Annotated in this window: 26 protein-coding genes; 25 read left to right on the top strand and 1 reads right to left on the bottom strand. The window is 36.7% G+C overall.

Features of this window, described 5'->3' with window-relative positions; all coding sequences use genetic code 11:
* Positions 1 to 5 precede the first annotated feature (5 nt).
* From JOE23_RS09645 to holA, 8 genes are all read left to right on the top strand, one after another.
* The gene (locus tag JOE23_RS09645) at positions 6 to 575 is read left to right on the top strand and encodes a nicotinate-nucleotide adenylyltransferase (RefSeq protein ID WP_204437994.1); all 570 of its coding nucleotides are present in this window, start codon (positions 6 to 8) and stop codon (positions 573 to 575) included.
* Positions 562 to 1137, top strand: a complete 576-nt coding sequence (gene yqeK, locus JOE23_RS09640) for a bis(5'-nucleosyl)-tetraphosphatase (symmetrical) YqeK (RefSeq protein ID WP_204437993.1) — start codon at positions 562 to 564, stop codon at positions 1135 to 1137. Before JOE23_RS09645 ends, yqeK begins: the two co-directional genes overlap by 14 nt.
* A complete protein-coding gene (gene rsfS / locus JOE23_RS09635; RefSeq protein ID WP_204437992.1) occupies positions 1134 to 1490 on the top strand; it encodes a ribosome silencing factor in 357 nt (118 codons plus the stop codon). Before yqeK ends, rsfS begins: the two co-directional genes overlap by 4 nt.
* Positions 1491 to 1493: 3 nt before the next feature.
* A complete protein-coding gene (locus JOE23_RS09630) occupies positions 1494 to 2249 on the top strand; it encodes a class I SAM-dependent DNA methyltransferase (protein ID WP_204437990.1) in 756 nt (251 codons plus the stop codon).
* A gap of 245 nt (positions 2250 to 2494) precedes the next feature.
* On the top strand, positions 2495 to 3115 hold the full coding sequence (locus tag JOE23_RS09625; protein ID WP_204437982.1) for a DUF655 domain-containing protein: 621 nt from the start codon (positions 2495 to 2497) through the stop codon (positions 3113 to 3115).
* A gap of 171 nt (positions 3116 to 3286) precedes the next feature.
* Positions 3287 to 3748 carry a ComE operon protein 2 gene (locus JOE23_RS09620; RefSeq protein WP_204437980.1) on the top strand — a complete coding sequence of 154 codons (462 nt, stop codon included), beginning with the start codon at positions 3287 to 3289 and terminating at the stop codon, positions 3746 to 3748.
* A 13-nt stretch (positions 3749 to 3761) separates the two neighbouring features.
* Positions 3762 to 6035 carry a DNA internalization-related competence protein ComEC/Rec2 gene (locus tag JOE23_RS09615; RefSeq protein ID WP_204437977.1) on the top strand — a complete coding sequence of 758 codons (2274 nt, stop codon included), beginning with the start codon at positions 3762 to 3764 and terminating at the stop codon, positions 6033 to 6035.
* A 275-nt stretch (positions 6036 to 6310) separates the two neighbouring features.
* Positions 6311 to 7342: a DNA polymerase III subunit delta gene (holA, locus tag JOE23_RS09610; protein WP_204437975.1), complete on the top strand. Its 1032-nt coding sequence runs from the start codon at positions 6311 to 6313 to the stop codon at positions 7340 to 7342.
* Between the two features lie 46 nt (positions 7343 to 7388).
* Here the strand turns inward: holA and rpsT are convergent, their stop codons facing one another.
* Complete coding sequence (rpsT, locus tag JOE23_RS09605) at positions 7389 to 7655, bottom strand: 30S ribosomal protein S20 (RefSeq protein ID WP_204437973.1); 267 nt, start codon at positions 7653 to 7655, stop codon at positions 7389 to 7391.
* A 168-nt stretch (positions 7656 to 7823) separates the two neighbouring features.
* Here rpsT and gpr point away from each other — a divergent pair, with 168 nt between their 5' ends.
* The 17 genes from gpr to JOE23_RS09520 all read left to right on the top strand — a co-directional run bounded on the left by gpr (position 7824) and on the right by JOE23_RS09520 (position 25779).
* The gene (gpr, locus tag JOE23_RS09600; protein ID WP_204437972.1) at positions 7824 to 8912 is read left to right on the top strand and encodes a GPR endopeptidase; all 1089 of its coding nucleotides are present in this window, start codon (positions 7824 to 7826) and stop codon (positions 8910 to 8912) included.
* Between the two features lie 178 nt (positions 8913 to 9090).
* A complete protein-coding gene (gene spoIIP / locus JOE23_RS09595; RefSeq protein WP_204437971.1) occupies positions 9091 to 10230 on the top strand; it encodes a stage II sporulation protein P in 1140 nt (379 codons plus the stop codon).
* Positions 10231 to 10247: 17 nt separating this feature from the next.
* The gene (locus tag JOE23_RS09590; protein ID WP_204437970.1) at positions 10248 to 10547 is read left to right on the top strand and encodes a hypothetical protein; all 300 of its coding nucleotides are present in this window, start codon (positions 10248 to 10250) and stop codon (positions 10545 to 10547) included.
* A gap of 112 nt (positions 10548 to 10659) precedes the next feature.
* On the top strand, positions 10660 to 12477 hold the full coding sequence (lepA, locus tag JOE23_RS09585; protein WP_420827538.1) for a translation elongation factor 4: 1818 nt from the start codon (positions 10660 to 10662) through the stop codon (positions 12475 to 12477).
* Positions 12478 to 12587: 110 nt separating this feature from the next.
* The gene (hemW, locus tag JOE23_RS09580; protein ID WP_204437968.1) at positions 12588 to 13751 is read left to right on the top strand and encodes a radical SAM family heme chaperone HemW; all 1164 of its coding nucleotides are present in this window, start codon (positions 12588 to 12590) and stop codon (positions 13749 to 13751) included.
* Positions 13752 to 13861: 110 nt separating this feature from the next.
* Positions 13862 to 14881, top strand: a complete 1020-nt coding sequence (gene hrcA, locus JOE23_RS09575) for a heat-inducible transcriptional repressor HrcA (RefSeq protein ID WP_204437967.1) — start codon at positions 13862 to 13864, stop codon at positions 14879 to 14881.
* Positions 14882 to 15078: 197 nt separating this feature from the next.
* Positions 15079 to 15642 (top strand): nucleotide exchange factor GrpE, encoded by a 564-nt coding sequence (gene grpE, locus JOE23_RS09570; RefSeq protein WP_204437966.1) that lies wholly within the window; start codon positions 15079 to 15081, stop codon positions 15640 to 15642.
* Positions 15643 to 15671: 29 nt separating this feature from the next.
* Entirely contained in the window at positions 15672 to 17501 is a 1830-nt protein-coding gene (gene dnaK / locus JOE23_RS09565; RefSeq protein WP_204437964.1) for a molecular chaperone DnaK, read from the top strand.
* Between the two features lie 241 nt (positions 17502 to 17742).
* Positions 17743 to 18867 carry a molecular chaperone DnaJ gene (gene dnaJ, locus JOE23_RS09560; RefSeq protein WP_204437959.1) on the top strand — a complete coding sequence of 375 codons (1125 nt, stop codon included), beginning with the start codon at positions 17743 to 17745 and terminating at the stop codon, positions 18865 to 18867.
* 33 nt (positions 18868 to 18900) lie between these two features.
* Positions 18901 to 19842 carry a 50S ribosomal protein L11 methyltransferase gene (prmA, locus tag JOE23_RS09555; protein WP_204437958.1) on the top strand — a complete coding sequence of 314 codons (942 nt, stop codon included), beginning with the start codon at positions 18901 to 18903 and terminating at the stop codon, positions 19840 to 19842.
* Positions 19843 to 19857: 15 nt separating this feature from the next.
* The gene (locus tag JOE23_RS09550) at positions 19858 to 20607 is read left to right on the top strand and encodes a 16S rRNA (uracil(1498)-N(3))-methyltransferase (protein ID WP_204437957.1); all 750 of its coding nucleotides are present in this window, start codon (positions 19858 to 19860) and stop codon (positions 20605 to 20607) included.
* 5 nt (positions 20608 to 20612) lie between these two features.
* Positions 20613 to 21962, top strand: a complete 1350-nt coding sequence (gene mtaB, locus JOE23_RS09545; RefSeq protein ID WP_204437956.1) for a tRNA (N(6)-L-threonylcarbamoyladenosine(37)-C(2))-methylthiotransferase MtaB — start codon at positions 20613 to 20615, stop codon at positions 21960 to 21962.
* A 156-nt stretch (positions 21963 to 22118) separates the two neighbouring features.
* Positions 22119 to 22292 (top strand): 30S ribosomal protein S21, encoded by a 174-nt coding sequence (gene rpsU, locus JOE23_RS09540; protein ID WP_017472618.1) that lies wholly within the window; start codon positions 22119 to 22121, stop codon positions 22290 to 22292.
* Between the two features lie 47 nt (positions 22293 to 22339).
* Positions 22340 to 22786, top strand: a complete 447-nt coding sequence (locus JOE23_RS09535; RefSeq protein WP_204437948.1) for a GatB/YqeY domain-containing protein — start codon at positions 22340 to 22342, stop codon at positions 22784 to 22786.
* Between the two features lie 145 nt (positions 22787 to 22931).
* A complete protein-coding gene (locus JOE23_RS09530; protein ID WP_204437946.1) occupies positions 22932 to 24281 on the top strand; it encodes an NfeD family protein in 1350 nt (449 codons plus the stop codon).
* Positions 24282 to 24301: 20 nt separating this feature from the next.
* Positions 24302 to 25270, top strand: coding sequence for a flotillin-like protein FloA (gene floA, locus JOE23_RS09525; RefSeq protein WP_169315499.1), 969 nt, complete (start codon positions 24302 to 24304; stop codon positions 25268 to 25270).
* Positions 25271 to 25296: 26 nt separating this feature from the next.
* Positions 25297 to 25779 carry a hypothetical protein gene (locus tag JOE23_RS09520; RefSeq protein WP_204437944.1) on the top strand — a complete coding sequence of 161 codons (483 nt, stop codon included), beginning with the start codon at positions 25297 to 25299 and terminating at the stop codon, positions 25777 to 25779.
* Positions 25780 to 25977 lie beyond the last annotated feature (198 nt).

The raw sequence follows: 25977 nt of genomic DNA, 5'->3' as shown, positions 1-25977 counted from the left end.
TGAAAATGAAAAAAATCGGCTTGTTAGGTGGCACTTTTGATCCACCGCACATTGGGCATTTAGCCATTGCAGACGAAGTAATTGAGCGTTTGAATTTAGATGAAATATGGTTTATTCCTTCTGGAGAACCACCTCATAAAGAGAAAGCGAATGTTTCTGCAGAAGATCGAGTTGCGATGTTATCAGCAGCGATAAATGATCAACCACTCTTTAAAATAAATAACATAGAACTAGAAAGAGAAGGAAAGTCCTACACGATTGATACGATTAAAACATTAAAGTTGGCTTATCCAGATGTCAATTTTTATTTTATTATTGGTGCAGACATGGTTGAATACTTACCGAATTGGCATAAAATTGACCAACTTGTTGAATTCGTTCAATTTGTAGGTGTGAAAAGGCCAGAATATCAGTTAGATACACCTTTTCCGGTTATCTTATTGGATGTACCTGGACTTGACATTTCTTCCACCTTAATAAGAGATCGGCTTAAAATGAATAGGACGGTGCGTTATCTTATACCCGAGAGTGTGTTAGCGGTTATAAAGGAGAGAGAATTATATGGACAAAAGTAGTGCTCTCAAAGCGGTAAAGCCGCATCTAACGGCCTCAAGGTTTGCCCATACAGAACGTGTGACTGAGACCGCTTTGATATTGGCGGACCGTTTTGAAGTTGATAAAGGAGAAACGGTTTTGGCTGCTATTTTTCATGATTATGCGAAATACAGGGATTTAGATGAAATGGCACAGATCATTAGAAAGCATCAGTTACCCAATGACTTACTTAGTTATCATCATGAGTTATGGCATGGTCCGGTTGCATCAATTTTAGTTGAAACGGAATTAAATATTAACAATCCAGCAGTCAAAGAAGCCATTTATTGGCATACAACAGGCCATGCCTCAATGACGAAGTTGGAAAAGATTATTTATTTAGCTGATTATATTGAACCAGGCCGAGATTTTGAGGGGTTAGATGCAGTGAGAAAACAAGCAGAATCAAATCTAAACGAGGCCTGTTTCATGGCTGTTCGAAATGGAATGAGATTTTTGTTGGAAAATGAGCGCCTCATTTATCCTGAAACACTTAATATGTATAATGACTTAAAAAGAAAATTGGAGGAGTCAAATTCATGAACGACATGGACTTATTGAAATTAGTTGTTAAAGCCGCAGATGACAAGCGAGCAAATGACATTATAACATTGGATATGAAAGGGTTATCGACGGTTGCAGATTATTTTATTATTTGTGATGCAACGAATGAACGTCAAACACAAGCCATTGCTAGGGAGATAATCGATCAAGCCGAACAACATGAAATAGAAGTTAAACGTAGTGAAGGCTTCGAGCAAGCGAAATGGATCGTAATTGACTTAGGTGATATTGTTTGTCACGTCTTTCGTCAAGAAGATCGACAATATTATAATTTAGAGCGTCTATGGGGAGATGCGCCCCTACTTGAAATCACACTGGGCGAAGAGGGTTAATACATGGCTTATCAAGAAATGGCAAATCTATATGATTTTTTAATGAAGGACGCTCCATATGACGATTGGGTTACATTCACAGAGGTTATCTTGAAACAAGAACCAAAACGCGGGTATGTTAAAGTCCTTGATTTGGGTTGTGGAACAGGTCAAATAACATGCCGTTTAGCTAGTCAAGGATATGACATGACAGGTGTTGATATATCTGAATCCATGCTTGCGCAGGCGTCTGAACGAGCAATTAAAGAGCAACTAAAGATCAATTGGTTTAAACAAGATATTTTACATTTAGAAGGGTTAGATGACTATGATTGTGTTATCAGTTATTGTGATGTCATCAATTATATCATTGAACGCGATCAACTCGAGCGTGCTTTTTTTGGTATTTACCAAGCTTTGAAAGTCGGCGGGGTGTTTATTTTTGATGTTCATAGCATGGCGCATGTGCAAAATCATATGATTGATCAAGTTTTTTCTGAAGTTTATAATGATTTAGCATATATATGGTTTTGCCGACAAGGTAAGCGAGAAGGTGAAATGCATCATGAATTAACTTTTTTTGTCGAAAAACAGGGATTGTATCAACGCTTTGATGAAGAACACCATCAACGAACTTTTTTGGCTGACGATTTTATTTCATTATTAAACGATGCTGGTTTTAAAGATATTCAAGTATTTGCTGACTTTGAACAACAACCACTTGATATTCAATCATCTGACAAGACAGGCGATCGTTTATTCTTTGTTTGTAAAAAATAAAGATCGTTTACTCAAGGTTAATAAAGTGTATGGTGACAAAATGTTTTGAAATTTGATTATTAAAATAGAGCTAGAAAAAACAAGGCACACGGAAAATGGTCTTGTTTTTTTAAATACAGTTTACTGGTGTTTGTATAAAGATCAACTACACTTATTAAAATTGTTGCAGGGAAGAGAACGTCATTGTCGAATCAATTAAGGAGGGGAGGCCTGGATCCTAAAAAATAAATGAACTGAGGTGTATTGTGAAATGGATTAAACAAAATATGATTATGATTATTGTGTGTGTATTTTTACTGATTGCGCTTTTATCTGAACTGCTTATCCCTCATTTTTTCTCTGCGAATGAACCTATCGACGCTAGTAAGCAAACCCCAACCATTGATATTGAACCAGCATCTGCTGATACCGATACGATCAGCCCAGATCAATCTTCCGGCACAAACGATACGCTCTATGTTGATATTAAGGGTGAAGTTGAACAGCCAGGTGTTTACAACGTTGAAGAAAATGATCGCGTTGTAGATGTTATTGACTATGCAGGTGGACTAAAAGCTAATGCTGATGAAAAACAGATTAATTTAGCAGAAAAAGTATACGATGAAATGGTTATTATTGTGCCTCATGTCGATGAAGCAGAAAATTTAATATCCACTTCCGGTGAAAGTCATGATAAAATTAAAATAAATACAGCTACGCAAACAGAACTTGAACAGCTCCCTGGTATAGGGAAGGCAAAAGCGCAAGCTATTATTAAGTATCGCGAAGAGAGCGGTGCTTTTCAATCGTTTGAGGATATTCAAAATGTGTCAGGCATCGGCGAAAAGACTGTTTCTCAATTAGCTGAATTTATTATTGTACCTTAATAGAATCTGGTTAAAACCGTCTGGTATTTATTACAAATGGCCTTGTATGTGTAATGAATGGTCTCGCTTTCATGATTGAACAACACGATAGACGTGCGTGATTTAGAGCCCTTCCCCTCTATTGAGAGTGTGGTAATTAATACCTGTTCAATTAGAAAGGATGAATGTTTAATGGAACGTATTTCTTGGCATCAATATTTTATGGCGCAAAGTCATTTAATTGCGCTTAGAAGCACTTGTGAACGATTAACAGTAGGTGCGACTATTGTAAGAGATAAACGAATTATAGCAGGTGGATATAACGGTAGTGTCTCAGGCAGCGCTCATTGCATTGATGAGGGGTGTTATCTGATTGATGGACATTGTGTTCGAACCGTTCATGCAGAGATGAATGCTATTTTACAATGTGCAAAATTTGGCGCTCCAACTGATGGGGCGGAAATATACGTGACACATTTTCCTTGCTTACAGTGTTGCAAATCGATTATTCAAGCTGGAATTAAAACGGTATATTATGCATCTGATTACAAGAATCACCTCTATGCACAGGAGCTTTTTCGGGAAGCACATGTAGATGTTGAGTGTATCCCATTAGCAGAACAAACATTAAATCTATTGCCAAATAAAGCTTAATAAGGAGGTTACAGTGCGCGGTAAAGGTCACTTGCTGGTCGTTGCATGTCTTGTTGGCTTTTATATTTCAAAACGATTTGAAGGTTGGTTGATCATTAGTGGTGTTTGGTTGATACTGCTTACATACTGGACACAAACAAAACGATTACCTATTTTGGGTTGCATTTCACTGATTGGTGTTACACTTTTCTTTTTCCAATATTATCGTTATCCTATGGACGATCTTGAATTAACCGATGGTGATCAACTGACCATTACGGGTAAAATTATAAATATAGAAAGTGAATCGGCCCAATACCGTTCTTTTTGGCTGAGGACACATTCGGATAAGGTTAAAGTAGTTGATTTTTCAAATCACCCCCCAGATACTTTTAATGTGGGCGCAACTTGTCAGATTGTCGGGACGGTCGAACGGTTTGAAGAGGCAACAAATCCTGGGCAATTTAATTATAGTCACTACTTAGAAAACCAAGGTATTTCTTATCAATTATATGCTGATTCGCATCAACCTATCCAGTGTGAAGGAAATGATGCGATTGGCTCTATAACAATGTTGCGTAAGCGTATTTTAGAGAAAATAGATCTTTCTTTAAAAAATGATACAATGGCGATTTGGATGAAGTCACTTGTTTTGGGCGAAAGATCAGCAATTGAAGATACCTACCTTCAATTGTTTCAAAGATGGCATTTAACGCATTTATTGTCTATCTCTGGTTTGCATGTATGCTTACTGATCGGTCTGCTTTATGGTTTATGCAATCGATTAATCGGAATTACAAAAGAAACAACGTACTTTATCTTACTTGTCTTGCTTAGTTTCTATCCATTACTAGCAGGTGGTTCTCCTTCTGTTTGGAGAGCGTGTATTGTCGGTATTTTAAACTTATTGTCGTGGTTATTTCATCGACGCATTCAGCCGATTGACTTTTTAAGCATTAGCTTTATTTTATTGTTACTTTTACAACCAGCCTGGATGTACCATATTGGTTTTCAATTTTCTTTTATTATTACCTTTTCACTATTGTTGTCCGCCAAGATACTTAGCATGATTAAAGGAAAGATAGTAAAGGCGATATTTATTACGATTTTAAGTATGGTCGTCATCCTTCCCCTTCAAATTCATTACTTTTATGTATTTAATCCGATGAGTTTATTAATTAATACCATTGTTTCTTGGTATTTCGCTGTGTTTTTCATACCTTCTATGTTTATTACCTTTATCAGTATTTTTGTTTTCCCGTTTTTACTTCCTCTATTCACCTTTTTTATTACCATTGTTCATGATTTATTTTTAAATATTTTATTATTTGCTGATCAATATCTTTATAAACCGCTTATCATAGGTGAATTTCCATCGATCTATATGGTCGCTTTTTATGTTTCCTTTTATTACTTTTTAAATCAATTTGAAAAGCAAAATTTCAAAAAAGTATTGAGTTCTTTGCTCTCGATAATCTTGATTATTGCTTCACTACTGGTACGTCCTTATTTAAATCCATACGGAAAAGTTACCATGCTTGATATTGGACAAGCTGATGCTCTTGTTATTCAATTGCCCCATAAAAAGGGGGTTATTTTATATGATGTTGGAGGAAGCTTTACCAGTGATTTTAGTTCTTCGTCTGATCGGCTGTATCAACAGGTTATTAAACCCTATTTATTTTATGAGGGGATAAGCAAGATTGATGCGATCATTATTTCACATGAAGATCATGATCATCTAGGTAGCTTAGCCTATCTTATTGAAGATTTCACAGTTGGTCACTTAATTACTTCTCAATATCTGCAATTTCCAAAAGAATTAAAGGATAAACTAGACCGTGATCAAATTGAACATCAAATCATTAGACCCAGGCAGGCTTTCGATATCGCGGGTCAAGCTTTTGTTTCGCTCGGCCCTACAAGAGATTGGCTAGATCGCAATGATAATTCACTTGTCCTATACACGAAATTCGCTGATACGGATTGGTTGTTAACGGGGGACATTTCAGAAAAAGTGGAAATCGACCTCATACATCAATATCCAAGTTTGGAAATTGATATTTTATCAGTTGCTCATCATGGAAGTGCTACATCTAGTGGTTTATTATTTTTGGAGGGGCTCAATGTAAAGACTGCGTTAATATCTGCTGGGCGGAATAACCGATTTCAACATCCTCATGATGATGTTATAGAAAGGTTATTTGATCTTGGTGTGAAGATCTATCGAACCGATCATCATGGAGCGGTTCAATTTATTTATCATGAAAAACAATCTTCGGGAACATTTTTGCCATTCCTACCATAAGCTATCAGTGGATAAAATGTTTGAAACGGAATTTAACTGACTTAGCAACAGTTAACAGGCGTAGTAATTAAGATATTGGTGAAAATACTTTTATAGAGATATTTTGTTCAGCTAAGCAATAAAATATCGATTAATATTCAGTGGCCTAGGTCTGAATGCTAATCGTTTATATAGATAGAAGAAAGGGATCCCTATCTCCCTTTCTTTTTCTTCTTGTCAAATGATCAAACAAGCTTTACGATAGTTAAAGATATGTTTTGATCGGAGATGAAATAATGAATTATATGGAAGCAGTTGAGCACTTAAAACAACAAGTAGAGGATAGTGTCTTTTTAATATATGGGGAAGAGCAATATTTAATCGAAAAGATAGTTGAACAAATTATTAATGTAAAGTTAGACAAAATTGATGTTCGAGAGCGATTAGAGCATGTCATCCGCTTTGATCTTGATCAGACAGCTATTGATGAGGTGATATTAGAAGTTGAAACATATCCTTTTTTGGGTGGAGACAAGGTCGTTATCGCTGATCAAGCTTCATTTTTAACTGCTAAACCTTCTAAAACTTCAATTGAACATGACACAAACCGTTTGATCAATTATTTAAATGATCCGGTGGATTTTTCTGTTCTTATTCTTATTGCTCCATATGAGAAAATTGACGAAAGAAAAAAAATAGCCAAACGATTAAAAAAATCTGCGCTGACCATTTGCTGTGAAGAAGTAAAGCCTTGGCATTTAGATAAATGGGTCGAACATATGATTAAATCCTATCACATAGTATTCGAACATGGTGTGCAAGAGCTTCTAATAAGTGAAGCAGGGGCAAATCTATCCATATTAGAGAAGGAAATTGAAAAACTTTCTTTAAATGTTGGTGAAGGCGGTACAGTTACGCTTGATATTGCCAAAAACCTTATTTCACATCAAGGTAATACGTCAGGTTTGAAACTTGTTGATACCGTTTTAACTAAAGATTTACAGTTAGCTATCCAAACATATAAAGATCTACTCCGATTAAATGAAGAGCCGATAGCGCTAGTGGCATTATTAGCTTCACAGTTACGAGTTATTTATCAAGTTAAATTACTGCAAAAGAAAGGTTATAGTCAAAAACAAATGGCTCAGCAACTTAAACTTCATCCGTACGTTGTAAAGATGGGGATAGAGAGAGAGAGAAGATTTAGCTTAAATTATTTATATTATTGTATTGGAAAATGTGCTGAAACGGACCAAGCTATCAAACAAGGTAAAGTTGAGAAAAATTTAGCATTTGAGTTATTGCTTTATCAACTAATAAACGCTTAACCAATAAAAAAACGATCCATTAAAATTAGGATCGTTTTTTTATTGGTTAAGCACCAAGTTGATTAACTTTTTTCGTTAAGCGTGACTTTTGACGATTGCCATTGTTTCGATGGACAATGCCTTTTTGAACTGCTTTATCAATTTTTTTAACTGCATCTTTTAATGCAAGCTTTGCTTCTGAAGCATTGTTTTCACTTACTAATTTTTCAACGCGTTTAATGTTTGTACGCATTTCAGATTTTACCGGTGCGTTCTGTGCATGCTGGTCTTGATTAACACGAATACGCTTAATTGCTGATTTAATATTAGCCATTTATTCTCACCTCCACATGTTGACATCCATAATAAATTATTATGGAACAAGTGACATTTTACCAAAGCTTTGACAAGTTTTCAACACAAATATTGCTGAATCGTATTTTGTATGAAAAGGACCACTTTAGGCTAAATTAATGAAAAAGCAGTAAAGGGTGTGGATCGATTGACTAAAGAGAAACTTGAAGTGAGAACTGACTTAGCAGTTGAGGCTAAAGAAATGTATGTGGAAAAAGAAGATACAGAAAAGAAAGAGTCTGGAGTCAATGTCATTGAAAAAGACATCCAAGGGTACAAAGTGACACATGTCCAAGTTAATAAAGAGGGCGAACAACAAATCAATAAAAAAGCAGGTCATTATATTACCCTTGAAACAAGCGCGGTTAAAAAGCAAGATAGTGATGGACAACAGAAAACAGCACAAGTACTAAGTAGCTTATTGGCGGACCTCTTAAATGAAAATGGGGTTGATAAAAAAGCAACGTGTTTAGTGGTTGGATTGGGAAATGATCATGTGACTCCAGATGCTTTAGGACCTGAAGCGGTAAAGAAAATCTTGGTTACAAAACATTTATTCGAACATCATCCCGAAATGGTTCAAGATGGTTACCGACCTGTCGCTGCCTTTTCTCCAGGTGTGATGGGTGTAACGGGATTAGAAACAAGTGACATGATTAAAGGCCTTGTCGAACAGGTGAAACCTGACTTTATTATTGCAATAGATGCGTTAGCTTCTCGATCGATTGAACGTGTAAATGCAACGATTCAAATATCTGATACAGGTATTCACCCAGGTTCAGGTGTAGGTAATAAAAGGAAAGCACTCAGTTATGAAACTTTTGGGATTCCGGTAATTGCAGTCGGGGTTCCGACGGTTGTAGACGCCGTTACTATAACAAGTGATACCATTGATTACGTGTTTAAACATATGGGGCGTGAGTTAAATGAGCAAGACAAACCTTCACGTCGTCTAGCGCCGGCAAGTTTAAATTTTGGTGAAAAAAAATTAACTGAAAATGATCTTCCACAAGCTGATAAACGAAAAGCAATATTTGGTATGATTGGTACTTTAAACGAAACTGAAAAAAGACAGTTAATACAAGAAGTATTAAGCCCTTTAGGACACAATTTAATGGTTACCCCAAAAGAAATTGATGGCTTCATTCATGATATGGCTCATTTAATAGCAAATGGAATTAATAGTGCATTGCACACACATGTTGATAGTCATTTGGCCAATAGTGCGACACGTTAGAAGAACGTCTAGGTAACTTGACGAACGATTAGAATAAATAACTTCGCTCGTTGTTCTATGAATAATAATCTACAGTAGAGAAACGCATTTAATCAAGTCTTAGTAAAATGATACGTTCTATTCCTTTCATCTCTATCATATAGTCTAGTATTAAGCTATAGAGAAGGTAGGATTAACGATGTCACGCATACAAAAAGGTAAGGGGCATAACAGGATTATCCTTAAATGGCTAATGGGGTGGGTATGTATTTCTATATTGCTCTTTGCAATTATCGGCTTTACCGCCACGATTCCAATAGGAAAGCGAGCTTCACACCCCATGCTAAACAGTCTAACCGAAGACTTTGACTCATCAATCTATTTAACTCTACTTGCTACTGAAGTCAAACCTTTGTCATATCACTTTAAAGATAAATTACCTAACACTTCAATGTCTGAATTTTTCTTGCAATTTATTACAAAACTGAATTATTCCGATATGCGAACATTGTTTGGTAATGAACTACCGGGCTTTCACCCTTATCAGCACCGAATTATTATTGGACAAGAAGGAACAAATTACTCCAACCTTCCTGTTGAATCATCAGCACCGTTAGATATTATTTTAGAAGACCGAATCGTCGTTGACGAGGTGGTAGAAATCGATGAAGAAGAGTTGGAAGTTGAGGAGCAAAGTGTTTTTATTTACAATACACACAATCGAGAATCATTTTTACCACACTTAGATGAGGTAAAAGACCCAAACGCCGCCTTTCATGCAGAATTGAACGTCACATTAATAAGTGAATATTTGAAAAAAAATCTAGCTAATAAGGGAATTGGTGCTTTGGTCGATCAAACTGATTTTACTCAAGTATTACATGATAATGGATGGGAATATTGGCAATCATATCAAGCCTCGAAGCCTATTGTTGAAGAAGCACTAGCTCAAAATCAAAGAGTCAATTATGTCTTTGATATACATCGTGATAGTCGCCGAAGAGAAGATACCACGTTAACCATTAGTGGTGAGGATTATGCAAAGTTGTTTTTTGTAATAGGCGCAGATTTTGAGGGGAATGAAAGTAATATCGAATTTGCTACTGTATTACATGAGAAGTTAGAAGAAAATTATCCTGGTTTAAGTAGAGGTGTAGTCGCCATGGGTGGAGCTGGTCGAAATGGTGTATACAATCAAAACGTTAGTGACAATGCTGTATTGATTGAATTTGGTGGTGTTGATAATACACTAGAAGAAATATATCGTTCAGCAGATGCGTTTGCCGAAGTTTTCGCGGCTTATTATTGGGATGCAGAACCAACGAGTGGAAATGAATAAGTAAAGGAAGTGTAGATATGGCCAAATTAGTTATTAAGCTCATTGCCGCTGTTTTAATTTTTACATTTGGAATGACACTCTCTTCAGAATTTAATCAACCTAAGCATTCCATACCCACCGTTTCCAATGAAAACATCGTAACAAGTTCAAAAGCATTGTATCTTTCAGATGGCATAAGTGAGGCACAAGAAGATAGTGTAGAAGAAAAACAACAGTATTCGTTCCCTTATAAAATAGCACAATCGATCGAAAAAACGGGGTTGCTTATGTACGAGGGACTGATAAAGATCGTTAGTGATTTAGCAGATGTGATATAAGCATGACGGGGTTATATTCTTAATCTTATAAAAAGAAAACAATTGAACCAGTGGTCCATCACTGCTATAATCAAGCTAGTATTGCTGTCCGATTAAATAGGAGTGAATGAGAGTGACAAAAGAAAGAGAACATAAGCATGTGCGTAATTTTTCGATCATTGCACATATTGATCATGGGAAGTCAACCTTGGCAGACCGCATTTTAGAGAAGACAAAGGCATTGACGCAACGCGAAATGAAAGAGCAGTTTCTTGACGCCATGGATTTGGAGCGTGAGCGTGGTATTACCATTAAATTAAATGCAGTTCAATTAAAATATCAACATCATGATGGACAAGAATATATCTTCCATTTGATTGACACACCGGGACATGTCGACTTCACTTATGAAGTATCACGAAGTTTAGCAGCTTGTGAAGGCGCGATATTGGTGGTTGATGCTGCGCAAGGTATAGAAGCACAAACATTAGCAAATGTGTATTTAGCGCTAGATAATGATTTGGAAATTATCCCTGTTATAAATAAAATTGATTTACCAAGTGCAGATCCAGAGCGGATTAAACAAGAGATAACAGATGTCATTGGTATAGATGGTGAGGAGTCTTTACTGGTTAGCGCAAAATCAGGGATTGGTATTGAGTCTATTCTTGAAGCTGTAGTTGATCGTATTCCTGCCCCTGATGGAGCTAACAACAATCCACTGCAAGCTTTAATTTTTGATTCATTGTATGATCCTTATCGTGGTGTCGTTGCTTATATTCGTGTGAAAGAGGGTAGTGTAAAATTAGGCGATAAAATTAAAATGATGGCAACGGGTAAAGAGTTTGAAGTTAATGAGCTTGGTGTTTTTAATCCAAAGCCTGTTCCTTTAAAAGAGTTGCAAGTCGGTGATGTTGGCTATTTAACGGCATCTATTAAAAACGTAGGAGATTCAAGGGTTGGAGATACGATAACATTAGCAAACAACCCGGCTTCCGAACCTTTACCAGGTTACCGTAAACTTAACCCAATGGTGTTCTGTGGTCTTTATCCGATTGATGCAAATAAGTATAATGATTTACGCGAAGCTCTTGAACGCCTTGAATTAAATGATTCGTCATTACAATATGAAGCAGAAACATCACAAGCTTTAGGCTTTGGATTCCGATGTGGATTTCTTGGTTTACTTCATATGGAGATTATTCAAGAACGCATAGAACGGGAGTTTAATATTGAATTGATCACCACAGCCCCAAGTGTTATTTACGAAGTGACACAAACAGATGGAAGTAAATTATCAATTGATAACCCTTCCTTTATGCCAAGTAACCAATCGGTTGAAGAAGTATCTGAGCCTTATGTGAAGGCCACAGTTATGGTCCCGAATGATTATGTGGGACCTGTGATGGAGCTATGTCAAAAAAAACGTGGTGATTTTGTTGATATGCAGTATCTCGATGAGAATCGGGTAAATGTTGTTTATGAAATTCCACTTGCGGAGATTGTTTATGATTTCTTTGACACATTAAAATCCCAAACGAAAGGTTATGCTTCATTTGATTATGAAATGATTGGCTATAAGCCATCAAGTTTAGTTAAAATGGATATTTTGTTAAATAGTGAAACAATTGATGCATTGTCGTTTATTGTTCATCGTGATTTTGCCTTTGAACGTGGTAAACAAATTGTAGAAAAATTAAAAAAACTTATCCCAAGGCAACAGTTTGAAGTTCCTGTACAAGCAGCGATAGGGAATAAAATTATTGCACGTTCGACTATTAAAGCGATGCGAAAAAATGTTTTATCTAAATGTTATGGTGGAGATATATCTCGAAAGCGTAAATTACTTGAAAAACAAAAAGAAGGTAAAAAACGCATGAAAATGGTAGGGTCAGTTGAAGTTCCTCAAGAAGCCTTTATGTCAGTGTTAAAAATGGACGATGATGAATAATTTTTGACAGAGCACCTATTCTTTAATATTTGTTTAATAATAGCTTAAGTCGCCCTTGTTCTTTACACGACAAGGGCTTTCCGCATCATGAAAGAGAGAGGAGAAATCGCATGATATCATCTGCTTATATCCATATACCGTTTTGCGAGAAAATATGTCATTACTGCGATTTCACTAAGTTTTTCTATGAAGAAAAAATGGCAGATCAATATCTTGACGCATTAAATAAAGAAATACAATTTTATCTAGCTAACGAAAAACAAATGGTAAGAACAATTTTTGTTGGAGGTGGAACACCAACAGCCCTTAATTTAACTCAACTTGAATATTTATTGCGTTTGATTGATCGTTATTTCGATATAAATACTGTCTTAGAGTATACATTTGAAGCTAATCCTGGTGATTTAAATGAAGATAAGATAAAATTGCTGAAGTCATATGGCGTTAACCGCATTTCAATGGGGGTGCAAGTTTTTGACAATCAATTACTTGAAGAGCTTGGGCGCCTTCATCGTATTGGTGATGTCGATAAAAATATTTCAGACTTAAAGAAACACGGCATAACAAACATTAGTATTGATATGATGTATGGCTTACCTAATCAAACCTTAGCTGGGTTTGGTGATTCAATAGATAAAGCACTATCTTATGATTTGCCGCATTACTCTTCTTACTCATTACAGATTGAACCAAAGACGATTTTTTATCAACGCTATCAAAAAGGAAAGCTCCATAAGCCACCTGAAGAAATTGAAGCAGACATGTTTCAGTTGCTTATTGATAAAATGAAAGCAAGTGGTAAAGTTCAATATGAAATCAGTAACTTTGCAGAACCAGGATTTGAAAGCAAACATAATTTAACATATTGGGATAACAAATACTATTATGGATTTGGTGCGGGTGCTCATGGCTATTTACCTGGCCAACGTATTATTAATTTAAGACCCTTCCCTGCTTATGTAAAAGAAGCAATTGATTCGGGACGTCCAGTGTTGCATACAGAAACCATCGGTAAACGCGAGCAAATAGAAGAAGAATTGTTTTTAGGGTTAAGAAAACGAGTAGGTATTGATCGTGAGCAATTTCAACAAAAATATCAGGTTGAATTAAATGCGCTTTATGGACGTCAAATTAAAGATTTGGTTGATCGTGGTTGGTTAGAAGAAACAAAAAAAGGTATACGTATGACTGAGCATGGACAAATGTTTGGTAATGAAGTTTTTCAACAGTTTTTATTAGACGACCAAACAGATGTTAATGATGTCATAATATAAACCACTTTTAAATTTATAAGTTCTTAGCATTGACAACTTAATTTTGATTTGATAATTTATTATTAGTATTAGCACTCGAAAGTGAAGAGTGCTAACAGAGGTGATCATCGATGTTATCAAATAGACAACTGTTGATATTACAAGTTATAATTGATGAGTTCATTCAAACAGCACAGCCCATAGGTTCGCGTGCCATATCAAAAAAGGATGAAATAACATTCAGTCCGGCCACCATTCGCAATGAAATGGCAGATTTAGAAGAAATGGGGTATATTGAAAAAACGCACTCTTCTTCTGGACGTGTTCCTTCTGAGAAAGGCTATCGATTTTATGTCGATCACTTGTTGCTTCCTTTTCATTTATCAAAGAATGATCAGCAATTAATTTCAAGTGTATTTGAGCAAGATTTAGTTGAATTTGAACAAGTGGTGCAGAAATCAGTAAATGTTCTATCAGATTTGACGAATTACACATCGATCATATTAGGACCACAGGTATACGAGACAACATTAAAGCAGCTTCAAATTGTACATTTATCTGTAACGACTGCTGTAGCGATTCTAGTCACGAATACCGGCCATGTTGAACATCGATCATTTACAATTCCAACAGAGATCAAGGCATCAGATTTAGAAAAGTTAGTAAATATTCTAAATGAAAGACTGGTTGGCGTTCCTATTGTTGAACTTCATCATCGATTACAACATGAATTAACATTGATACTTAATCATTATGTTGATGATATCGAGTCAGCTTTTCATTACTTGAAAAGTGCGCTATTTGATCAACAACCAAATCAGGTTTATATTGGTGGAATCACTAATATGTTACTGCAGCCTGAATTTAATGATGTTTCAAAAGTTCATGCATTATATTCAATTATGGAGAAAGAAGAGCTGATGGCAAATGTTTTGCGATCAACGCATGAAGGTATTCATATTTCAATTGGCCATGAAAATAAAGTGAACGCTATGCGTGATTGTAGCTTAATAACGGCTACGTACTCTCTAGCAGGAAAACAAGTTGGAACGATTGCATTACTAGGTCCGAAACGGATGGAATATTCACGTGTTGTCTCATTGTTGAATTTGCTATCCAATCAGATGAGTCATACTTTTCACGATTGGTAAAATACTTGACCTATACTGTTATTTATAAAGGGGTTAGGTCTCCCTCTGTTATTTGTACGACCCATACACCATGGTTTTCATAGATAGAATGGATTCCTTAGTTTTTTTAAAAAGAGGTAAAAGAAATGCTTAAGCTTTAGTAGCGATAAAGCTTTTCTGATACTTGAATTATGTTGTGCTATTTAGGAGGTGACCTCATGGAGGAAAATAACAAAAAAGAACAAACGCTAGAAAATGAAGAGATTGAGGAAGTTGAAGAGGTTGAGCAAGAATTAGTGGATGACACTGAAGAAAAAACCACCGATACTTCAACTGAAGAACTTGAACAGATAAGGCAAGAAAAAGATGAATTATATAATAAACTTATTCGTCTCCAAGCCGAATATGACAACTTCAGGAAAAGAACGCAGCGTGAAAAAGCAGCTGATTTAAAGTATAAGTCTCAATCGCTTGTGACAGAATTGTTACCCATTGTAGATAATTTTGAACGAGCGCTTGACAATAAACCTGAAGATCAATCTGTTCAAGCATATTTTGAAGGGATGGAAATGATTTATCGTCAATTAAGCACTGCACTTGAAAAAGAAGGTGTGGAAATTATTGAAACCGTTGGTGAGACGTTTGATCCTAACATACACCAAGCAGTTATGCAGGTAGAAGACGATCAATACGATTCAAATATTGTTGTAGAAGAATTACAAAAAGGTTATCGTCTAAAGGACCGAGTTATTCGTCCGGCGATGGTAAAAGTAAATCAATAACTACATACGTAATTAAAGGAGGAATATAGATGAGTAAAATTATTGGTATTGACTTAGGAACAACGAACTCATGTGTAGCAGTAATGGAAGGTGGAGAAGCAAAGGTTATTCCAAATCCAGAAGGTAGTCGGACAACCCCTTCTGTTGTTTCATTTAAAAATGGTGAGCGTCAAGTAGGCGAAGTTGCTAAACGTCAGGCGATCACTAACCCTAACACGATCCAATCGATTAAGCGTCATATGGGAACAGATTACAAAGTAGAAATTGAAGGTAAAGAACATACGCCTCAAGAGATCTCAGCTATTATTTTACAGTACATTAAATCATATGCTGAAGATTATTTAGGTGAAAGTGTTGAAAAAGCTGTGATTACAGTGCCAGCATATTTCAATGATGCTGAGCGTCAGGCTACAAAAGATGCAGGTAAAATCGCTGGTCTTGAAGTAGAGCGTATTATAAACGAGCCAACAGCTGCAGCTTTAGCTTATGGTATCGATAAAGGTGATCAAGATCAGACTGTCCTTGTTTACGACCTTGGTGGAGGAACATTTGATGTTTCTATTCTAGATATTGGCGATGGCACATTTGAAGTAGTGGCAACAGCTGGTGACAATCGTTTAGGTGGGGACGACTTTGACCAGGTCATTATTGATCATATGGTAGCAGAATTTAAAAAAGAAAATGGCATTGACCTTTCACAAGATAAAATGGCATTACAACGCCTTAAAGATGCGGCTGAAAAAGCGAAAAAAGATCTATCGGGCGTAGGACAAACACAAATTTCATTGCCATTTATTACAGCTGGTGATGCTGGTCCATTACACTTAGAAATGAATTTAACACGTGCTAAATTTGATGAATTATCTTCAAGCTTAGTTGAACGTACGATGGGGCCAACGCGCCAAGCGCTTAAAGATGCTGGTTTGACATCATCAGATATTGATAAGGTATTATTAGTAGGAGGGTCAACACGTATTCCTGCTGTTCAAGAAGCGATTAAGAAAGAAGTTGGACAAGATCCATCAAAAGGTGTTAACCCTGATGAAGTGGTAGCTTTAGGTGCTGCTATTCAAGGTGGCGTTCTTCAAGGTGATGTTAAAGATGTCGTTCTATTGGATGTAACACCATTATCACTTGGTATTGAAACAATGGGTGGTGTGACAACTAAATTGATCGAAAGGAATACAACGATTCCAACGAGTCATTCTCAAGTATTCTCTACTGCTGCAGATAACCAAACTGCTGTAGATATTCATGTATTACAGGGTGAGCGTGAAATGGCTGCAGATAACAAAACGCTGGGTCGCTTCCAGTTAACAGATATTCCACCAGCACCTCGTGGCGTACCACAAATTGAAGTTTCATTTGATATTGATTCAAATGGTATTGTAAATGTACGAGCAAAAGATTTGGGTACCAATAAAGAACAGTCTATTACAATTAAATCATCTTCTGGTTTATCAGATGAAGAAGTTGAACAAATGGTTAAAGATGCTGAGGAAAATGCTGAAGCAGATAAAAAGCGTCGCGAAGAAATTGACCTTCGAAATGAAGCAGATCAATTAGTATTCCAAACAGATAAGACATTGAAAGATTTAGGTGAAAATGTTTCAGACGATGAAAAACAAAAAGCTGAGACAGCAAAAGATGAGCTGAAAAAAGCTTTAGAAGAAGGCGACTTGGAAGCTATCAAAACGAAAAAAGAAGCTTTAGAACAAGAAGTTCAAGCCTTATCTGTCAAGCTATATGAGCAAGCTCAACAAGCGCAGCAAGCTCAACAAAGCGATGGTGAACAAGGCGCTAAAGAGGATGTTGTTGATGCTGATTATGAAGAAGTTGATGACGAAGAGGATAAATAATTAACAAAACATGTGTAAAAGTCAAAGTCAGGTTATACTTGGCTTTGACTTTTGTCCTGTTTTCGTTCAGGTGAGTTCCTAAAAGTCCTAGATCGATGATATGAAGCAAACAATGAAGATAGCAAAAATGAGTGATTTTTAATAGTATATGATCAACCTTATTTAATATAGTTGTTTAGCTAGTATAAAGAATGTTATGATTAAATTTATGCAGTAAACGAGACGGGAGTGGTGATTTTTCATGAGTAAGAGGGATTATTATGACGTGCTAGGTATCGATAAAAATGCTTCTAAAGATGAGATAAAAAAGGCATATCGAAAACTAGCGCGTAAATACCATCCAGATGTTAATAAAGAAGCAGATGCACCTGATAAATTTAAAGAAGCAAAAGAAGCTTATGAGATTTTGAGCAATGATCAGAAACGCGCACAATATGATCAGTTTGGTCATGCTGGCCCACAGAGTCAAGGATTTGGCGGCGGTGGATTTGGGGCTGATGATTTCGGTGGTTTTGGTGACATATTTGATATGTTTTTCGGTGGTGGAGGCCGTCGTGATCCTAACGCACCAAAACAGGGGAATGATTTACAGTATACAATGGTTCTTGAGTTTGAAGAAGCAATCTTTGGTAAGGAAACGGATATTCATATACCAAAGGAAGAAACTTGTGCAACATGTAAGGGATCTGGTGCAAAACCTGGAACGAGTCCTGAAACCTGTAAACACTGTAATGGTTCTGGACAATTGCATGTCGAGCAAAATACGCCTTTTGGTCGTGTCGTTAATAAACGTGTTTGTCACCACTGTAATGGTACCGGTAAGGAAATTAAGGAAAAGTGTACGACGTGTAATGGTAATGGCACGGTGAAAAAGAGAAAGAAAATTCATATTAGCATACCTGCGGGTATTGATGATGGCCAACAAATTCGCGTAGCTGGGCAAGGCGAGCCTGGTGTTAATGGTGGACCTGCTGGTGACCTTTATGTTGTTGTTCAAGTGAAAACACATGAATTCTATCAACGTGATGGGGATCACATTTTCTGTGAAATGCCGTTAACATACACGCAAGCAGCATTAGGTGACGAAATTGAAATCCCTACCGTACATGGCAAAGTTAAGTTAAAGATTCCCGCTGGTACACAAACGGGTAAAACCTTTAGGTTAAAAGGCAAAGGGGCGCCTAATGTTCGAGGATATGGTCATGGTGATCAACACGTTAAAATGCGAGTGATTACACCAACCAAATTAACTGCAAAGCAAAAAGAATTATTACGAGAATTTAATGAAATGAGTGGAAACGATCCAGCTGACGAAAATGAAGATTCTTTTTTTAGCCGAGTGAAGCGCGCATTTAAAGGTGAGTAATCGAATTTAATTATTAAGAAAAGAGTGATTGACTTGAAATGGTCTGAACTTTGTATTCATACGACAAATGAGGCAATTGAACCCATCTCTAATATCCTTCACGAAGCGGGCGCTAGTGGCGTCGTTATTGAAGATGCAGAAGATTTTGCGAAAGATCGTCCCGCACCATATGGAGAAGTATACGAACTAGATCCAGATGATTTTCCTGATGAAGGTGTTGTCTTAAAGGCTTACTTGGCAGTAAATAGTTTTTTAGGTGAAACGGTTGAACAAATCAAACAAGCAATTAATCAATTGCTTGTTTACAATATTGACATTGGACAAAACCGAATGACGATAAGTGAGGTTAATGAAGAGCAATGGGCTACCGCTTGGAAAAAGTATTATAAACCTGTGAAAATTTCAAAGAAAATCACCATTACGCCAACGTGGGAAGATTATCAACCGGTTTCGACTGATGAAGTTATTATTGAGCTTGATCCTGGTATGGCCTTTGGTACAGGAACACATCCTACCACTGTGTTAAGTGTACAAGCGATAGAGAAATTTTTGCAAAGAGATGCCACGGTAGTTGATGTAGGTACAGGATCAGGTGTTTTAAGCATTGCAGCTGCTTTATTAGGTGCTGGTTCAATTTATGCCTATGATCTTGATGATGTTGCAGTGAAAGCAGCAAATATTAATACCAAATTAAATAAGGTCGATGATAAAGTAAAAATTAAACAAAATAACTTACTTGACCATGTAACATTTCATCCAGACTTGATTGTTGCCAATATATTAGCAGAGGTTATTTTGCGTTTTGAACGAGATGCTTTTGACATATTAAAACCAGGCGGAATCTTTATTACATCTGGTATTATTCAAGCAAAAAAACAAACCGTAAAGCAAGCTTTAGTAGAATCAGGTTTTGACATTATCGAAGTCAATCAAATGGAGGATTGGGTGTCGATTATTGCAAGAAAACCGGAGTAATAGGGGTGTTTAATTGTGCAGCGCTATTTTATAGAAGATCAAAATTGGAAAAATGATCAAATCATTATAACAAATGATGATGCTCATCATATCGTTAATGTTATGCGAATGACTTTAAATGATCAGGTCATTTGTAATCGTTCAGATGGTAGAGTAGCGCTTTGTAAAATAATAGAAATCACCGATGTGATCAAGCTTAGTATTTTAAACTGGCTTGAACAAGAGGTTGAATTACCTATAGAAGTTACATTAGTTCAAGGTTTACCTAAAGGTGATAAATTAGATTGGATTGCACAAAAGGCAACAGAATTAGGTGTGCATACCATCATTCCTTTTCAAGCATCACGCTCTATTGTAAAATGGGATATGAAAAAACGCGAAAAAAAGCAGCACCGCCTAAAGAAAATTGTAAAAGAAGCATCAGAACAAGCACATCGTAATCAATTACCTAAAGTTGAAGAACTTCATGACCTAAAAGCATTAGTTCAATTAAGTCAACACTATGATCATAAATTCGTTGCTTACGAGGAAACAACACGTAAGCAAATTACTCAAAAACTCAATGTGTTTTTCAAACAGATTCTCCCCGGCCAGTCAGTTATAGTGATTATTGGCCCTGAAGGCGGATTAACTGAAGAAGAAATAGATACATTTTATCAAAATGGTTTTGAACCCGTTAGATTTGGTCCTAGAATATTAAGGACAGAAACAGCATCTTTATATTTGCTGTCTGCTTTATCATACTACTTCGAAGAAACGGAGTGAAACATGTGACAACAGTTGCTTTTCATACATTAGGCTGTAAAGTGAATCATTATGAAACAGAAGGAATTTGGCAGAAATTTAAAGAACAAGGCTATGAGCGAGTCGATTTTGATCGGGAAGCAGATATTTATGTAATTAACACCTGTACGGTAACAAACACAGGTGATAAAAAGAGTCGTCAAGTGATTAGAAGAGCCATTAGGAAAAACCCTGAGGCTGTTGTTTGTGTGACAGGGTGCTATGCACAGATATCGCCAGGTGAAATTATGGAGATACCGGGGGTTGATGTCGTCATAGGTACACAAGATCGTGACAAGATGATCCCTTATATTGAAGAACACCAGACAACACGCAAACCTATTAATGGCGTTTCTAATATTATGAAAAATCGAGTCTTTGAAGAAATGGATGTTCCTGTTTTCACCGATCGTACTCGAGCATCGCTAAAGATCCAGGAAGGATGCAATAATTTTTGCACATTTTGTATTATCCCTTGGTCCCGTGGCTTATTACGTTCCAGACAGCCTGAGCATGTGTTAAATCAAGCTAAACAACTCGTAGAAGCAGGTTATAAAGAGATCGTGTTAACAGGCATACATACAGCTGGTTATGGAGAAGATATTAAAGGCTATGATTTTGCCGACTTACTTATTGATCTTGAAACGAAGGTTAAAGGATTGAAGAGAATCCGTATCTCCTCAATTGAGGCTAGCCAAATTACAGAAAAAGTTATGCAAGTTATCGATCAATCAGATAAAATTGTTCGACATTTGCATGTTCCTTTACAAGCTGGTTCGGACACGGTATTAGAGAGAATGAGAAGAAAATATACCACTGCATTTTATAAACAACAGGTAGAGCGTTTAAAACAAGCCTTACCAGGTTTAGCAATTACATCGGATGTGATCGTAGGTTTTCCAGGTGAAACAGATCAAGAATTTCAAGAAACCTATCAATTTATAAAAGATATTGGTTTTTCAGAGCTCCATGTATTTCCTTTCTCTAAACGAACAGGTACACCGGCAGCAAGGATGGATCATCAAGTAGATGATCAGGTCAAAAATGATCGGGTTCACCGTCTAATTGCTTTGTCAGAGCAGCAAGCTAAAGCCTATGCCTCTCGATTTGAACATACGGTATTAGAAGTTATACCTGAAGAGATTGAAATAAATGATCAGAATCAACAAACATTGATTGGTTATTCAGATAATTATTTGAAGGTTCAATTCCAAGGTACTGCAGATTTAATCGGTCAGATTGTCAAAGTGAAATTAACGAAATCGGGATATCCAATCAATGTGGGTGAGCATGTAAAAGTTTTGGAACACCCTAATTTGACAGCTTCTAGTCTATAATTCTTTTATATCTTCACTTAAATCTTAGCTTTTTTTAATAGAGATAAAACAAAAGTTGACCTAAAAAACCCATTATATTATAATATCATAGAGGCAAATGTAGTGAATACATATGTCTAATTAATCTGTTGATGCTTCGGAGGGAGGGAAATTAGCATGTCAAATTCAACTCGCGTTCGTAAAAACGAGTCTCTTGAGGATGCTCTTCGTCGCTTTAAACGCAGTGTATCAAAATCAGGTACATTGTCAGAATATCGTAAGCGTGAATTTTATGAAAAACCTAGTGTTCGTCGTAAGAAGAAGTCTGAGGCGGCTAGAAAACGCAAGTAATTTAGTATAAGAAATAGCTATTTCTTATAAAGAGGGTGTAGAAGCAAATGTCATTATTAGAACGTCTGAACCAAGACATGAAACAAGCCATGCGCAATAAAGAAAAGCAAAAGTTAAGCGTCATACGTATGGTTAAGGCTTCACTTCAAAACGAAGCAATTAAACTTGGTAAAGACGAGTTGTCAGAAGAAGAAGAGTTGACAGTTTTAGCTCGTGAGCTGAAACAAAGAAAGGATTCCCTCCATGAGTTTAAAGAAGCTGGACGCGATGATCTTGTAAGTAATCTTAATGCTGAAATAGCTATTTTACAAGTGTATATGCCAGAACAGCTATCATCTGAAGAGCTTGAAAAGATTGTAATTGAAACAATCGATGAAGTAAATGCCACTTCAAAAAAAGAGATGGGAAAAGTGATGGGTGCGCTTATGCCAAAAGTCAAGGGCAAAGCTGATGGAACAGAAGTAAATACACTGGTTCAAAAACATTTGTCATAATACCGTTTAAAGCTCAATAAAAGAAAATCCTCTATCCATTCACTGATGATAGGGGATTTTTTGCCATACTCATGATATAATATAAGAGAAATGAATAAAATTAACTTAACGCTATCCGTAAAACAAGTGGGAAGGAGGTGGTGTAATGCATAGACGCCTTATTTATCTTTTTTTAAGTATGATGTTAGTTAGCGTTGGGGTTTTTAGTTTAGTAAAAACCGATCATCTTGAAGCGAGTGAAAACGGAGAGGGAAAACTTGTTTATGTCATTCCGATCGAAAAAGAGGTTGAACGTGGTCTTGAAGCTTTTTTAAGACGAACAACCAATGAAGCTATTGAGCAAAATGTTGATCACATTATATTTGAAATTAATACACCAGGTGGTCAAGTCGATGCTGCTAATAATATTGGTGAGCTACTTCAAAACATTGATATACCTATTACTGCATACATAAGAAGTCAAGCTTTATCCGCAGGCTCTTATATAGCTCTTTTTGCAGATTATATTTATATGAATCCACAAGCAACGATGGGAGCAAGCGGTATTATAACAGGGGATGGTAATGCAGCTGACGAGAAAGCACAATCTTATTGGTTAGAAGCAATGGGAAGTGCAGCTGAATCTAAAGGAAGAGATCGGTTTTATGCGGAAGCAATGGCTGATCCCGATATTGACTTACCAGAATATAATGCGCCAGCTGGACGATATTTAACATTAGGGCCAACATCGGCGATAGAAGTCGGTTACTCTGAAGGTACGGTTAATCACCGAACTGAATTATTGAATGAATTGGGTTTAGCTGAATCCGAAGTCATTGAATTAGAGCCAACCATTGCAGAAGAGTTCGCAAGATTTTTAACCAGTTCTACAGTCATATCCATTTTATTATCTGTTGCAGGTTTAGGACTAATTGTTGAGCTCTATTCACCGGGATTTGGTGTACCAGGTTCATTAGGGATTATATCGCTGGTTTTATTCTTCTACGGACATGCGGTAGCAGGCTTTGCTGGTTACGAGGTGTTATTATTACTCGTGGTAGGTATTGCCCTGATTATTGCTGAATTCTTTGTGCCTGGAGGGATACTTGGGAGTATAGGTGGAATCAGTGTGTTTACATCTTTTTTTATGGCAGCCACTGATATTAGGCAGATGAGCATAAGTATATTGATTGCCCTTATTGTTACCATTGCAGTAGCTATCTTTTTGTATAAACGAATTGGTTTGGAAAAAGGATTATTTAAATATATTATTTTAAATGATGCTGAAACACCCGAACGAGGCTATGTATCGAATGCGAATCGAGATGATTTACTTGGTAAAGTAGGTGTCACTGTTACACCACTTAGACCTGCGGGCACTGCTGTCTTTGATACTGAAAGAATTGATGTTATAACAGAAGGTGGATTTATAGCACAGGATCAGTTGATTAAGATTGTGAAAGTGGCAGGATCACGGATTGTCGTTAGAGAAAACACGAAAGAGGAGGAAGAATAATGGAAACAGCTGCAGATTTTATGCCGATTATTATTATTGGGGTAATCATCGTTGCCCTTATTATTTTACTAACCTTTATTCCGGTAGCGCTTTGGATTAGTGCGCTAGCAGCGGGGGTTAAGGTAAGTATCTTTACTTTAGTTGGGATGAGATTAAGACGCGTTGTCCCGCAAAGAGTCATTAATCCATTAATTAAAGCACACAAAGCTGGGGTGGAAGTCACTATTAACCAGCTAGAGAGTCACTATTTGGCTGGTGGTAACGTTGATCGCGTTGTCAATGCTTTAATTGCTGCACAGCGCGCAAACATTGAATTAAGCTTTGAGCGTGCCGCTGCTATTGATTTAGCTGGTCGTGATGTGCTTCAAGCGGTTCAAATGAGTGTTAACCCTAAAGTCATTGAAACACCCTTCATTGCAGGTATTGCAATGGACGGTATTGAAGTTAAGGCGAAAGCGCGAATTACTGTTCGTGCAAATATTGACCGATTAGTCGGTGGTGCTGGTGAAGATACAGTGATTGCTCGTGTAGGTGAGGGTGTCGTTAGTACGATCGGTAGTTCGACAGCGCACAAGAAAGTACTTGAAAATCCAGATTCTATTTCACACAATGTTTTAAATCGTGGATTAGATGCTGGAACAGCATTTGAGATTTTATCGATCGATATTGCTGATGTAGATATCGGAAAAAATATTGGTGCAATACTACAAACAGACCAAGCTGAAGCTGATAAAAATATTGCACAGGCTAAAGCAGAGGAACGTCGTGCCATGGCGGTAGCTCAAGAGCAGGAAATGGTGGCGCGTGTCCAAGAAATGCGTGCGAAAGTTGTTGAAGCTGAAGCTGACGTACCATTAGCACTTGCTGAAGCTTTACGTTCTGGTCACATGGGTGTGATGGACTATATGAACTATAAGAACATTAATGCTGATACTGACATGCGTGATTCAATCGGAAAAATGACCGAAGATGATTCTGATGAAGAATAATCGATTGATTTAAGGGGAGTGAGACAATGGATGAATTTATAGCTCCTTTGATTACGTTTCTTCTCATTATTGGTGGTAGCCTTCTGAAAAATGTTCTTAACAATACCGACAATAATGCTGATGAAAGCAAACGGAAACGTACCCAACAAACCAAATTAAATAGGCCTGTTCAAGAGCGTCAGAAAACAGAGAGAGCCGGTTCTAATGAAAAGGCACCTAATGTTGCTGCACAAAAGAATGCCCAAATAGAGCAACTAAGAAAGCATCTTAATGTGGCGTCAGACAAGAACAATAATCAAGTTAATAAACAGGCCAAACAAATGCAGAAAAAAGTTGAAAGTAAATTAGTTTCTAGACAAAAAACAATAAGTCCAAAAGCGAAACGATTAGCATTTAAGAGAAACCTTTCAAGAAAGGGACTAGCTGAGAGTGTGGTTATGGCTGAAATCTTAGGTACACCCCGTGCAAAACGTCCATATCAAGCTAATACCAGAAATGTTTACAAATAAATAGCACAAAACAAACAAAAAATTCATGAAGTCCCATATTATAATGAGGGATTTCATGAATTTTGGGTTCTTTGTCAAATGACGTTGGTGAGAATTTTTGCCAGCAATTTTATAGATGAATTTCACAAATATTCAAGTCGGATTATGCTGCTTGAATGTTTGTTTGGTTAGGTGCATTTTGGACTGATTTCGATTCAA

This window comes from Amphibacillus cookii (assembly GCF_016908375.1).
GTDB classification, from domain to species: Bacteria; Bacillota; Bacilli; order Bacillales; family Amphibacillaceae; genus Amphibacillus_C; species Amphibacillus_C cookii.
The sequence above is the reverse complement of the archived record's forward strand: the minus strand, read 5'-3'. Positions and strand labels throughout refer to the sequence as shown.

What these genes read in the sequence shown, in the direction of transcription:
- JOE23_RS09645 (WP_204437994.1), top strand. Translation starts at nt 6, where the DNA reads ATGAAAAAAATCGGCTTGTTAGGTGGCACTTTTGATCCACCGCACATT.
- yqeK (WP_204437993.1), top strand. Translation starts at nt 562, where the DNA reads ATGGACAAAAGTAGTGCTCTCAAAGCGGTAAAGCCGCATCTAACGGCC.
- rsfS (WP_204437992.1), top strand. Translation starts at nt 1,134, where the DNA reads ATGAACGACATGGACTTATTGAAATTAGTTGTTAAAGCCGCAGATGAC.
- JOE23_RS09630 (WP_204437990.1), top strand. Translation starts at nt 1,494, where the DNA reads ATGGCTTATCAAGAAATGGCAAATCTATATGATTTTTTAATGAAGGAC.
- JOE23_RS09620 (WP_204437980.1), top strand. Translation starts at nt 3,287, where the DNA reads ATGGAACGTATTTCTTGGCATCAATATTTTATGGCGCAAAGTCATTTA.
- holA (WP_204437975.1), top strand. Translation starts at nt 6,311, where the DNA reads ATGAATTATATGGAAGCAGTTGAGCACTTAAAACAACAAGTAGAGGAT.
- rpsT (WP_204437973.1), bottom strand. Translation starts at nt 7,655, where the DNA reads ATGGCTAATATTAAATCAGCAATTAAGCGTATTCGTGTTAATCAAGAC.
- spoIIP (WP_204437971.1), top strand. Translation starts at nt 9,091, where the DNA reads ATGTCACGCATACAAAAAGGTAAGGGGCATAACAGGATTATCCTTAAA.
- JOE23_RS09590 (WP_204437970.1), top strand. Translation starts at nt 10,248, where the DNA reads ATGGCCAAATTAGTTATTAAGCTCATTGCCGCTGTTTTAATTTTTACA.
- hemW (WP_204437968.1), top strand. Translation starts at nt 12,588, where the DNA reads ATGATATCATCTGCTTATATCCATATACCGTTTTGCGAGAAAATATGT.
- hrcA (WP_204437967.1), top strand. Translation starts at nt 13,862, where the DNA reads ATGTTATCAAATAGACAACTGTTGATATTACAAGTTATAATTGATGAG.
- grpE (WP_204437966.1), top strand. Translation starts at nt 15,079, where the DNA reads ATGGAGGAAAATAACAAAAAAGAACAAACGCTAGAAAATGAAGAGATT.
- dnaK (WP_204437964.1), top strand. Translation starts at nt 15,672, where the DNA reads ATGAGTAAAATTATTGGTATTGACTTAGGAACAACGAACTCATGTGTA.
- dnaJ (WP_204437959.1), top strand. Translation starts at nt 17,743, where the DNA reads ATGAGTAAGAGGGATTATTATGACGTGCTAGGTATCGATAAAAATGCT.
- rpsU (WP_017472618.1), top strand. Translation starts at nt 22,119, where the DNA reads ATGTCAAATTCAACTCGCGTTCGTAAAAACGAGTCTCTTGAGGATGCT.
- JOE23_RS09535 (WP_204437948.1), top strand. Translation starts at nt 22,340, where the DNA reads ATGTCATTATTAGAACGTCTGAACCAAGACATGAAACAAGCCATGCGC.
- JOE23_RS09530 (WP_204437946.1), top strand. Translation starts at nt 22,932, where the DNA reads ATGCATAGACGCCTTATTTATCTTTTTTTAAGTATGATGTTAGTTAGC.
- floA (WP_169315499.1), top strand. Translation starts at nt 24,302, where the DNA reads ATGCCGATTATTATTATTGGGGTAATCATCGTTGCCCTTATTATTTTA.
- JOE23_RS09520 (WP_204437944.1), top strand. Translation starts at nt 25,297, where the DNA reads ATGGATGAATTTATAGCTCCTTTGATTACGTTTCTTCTCATTATTGGT.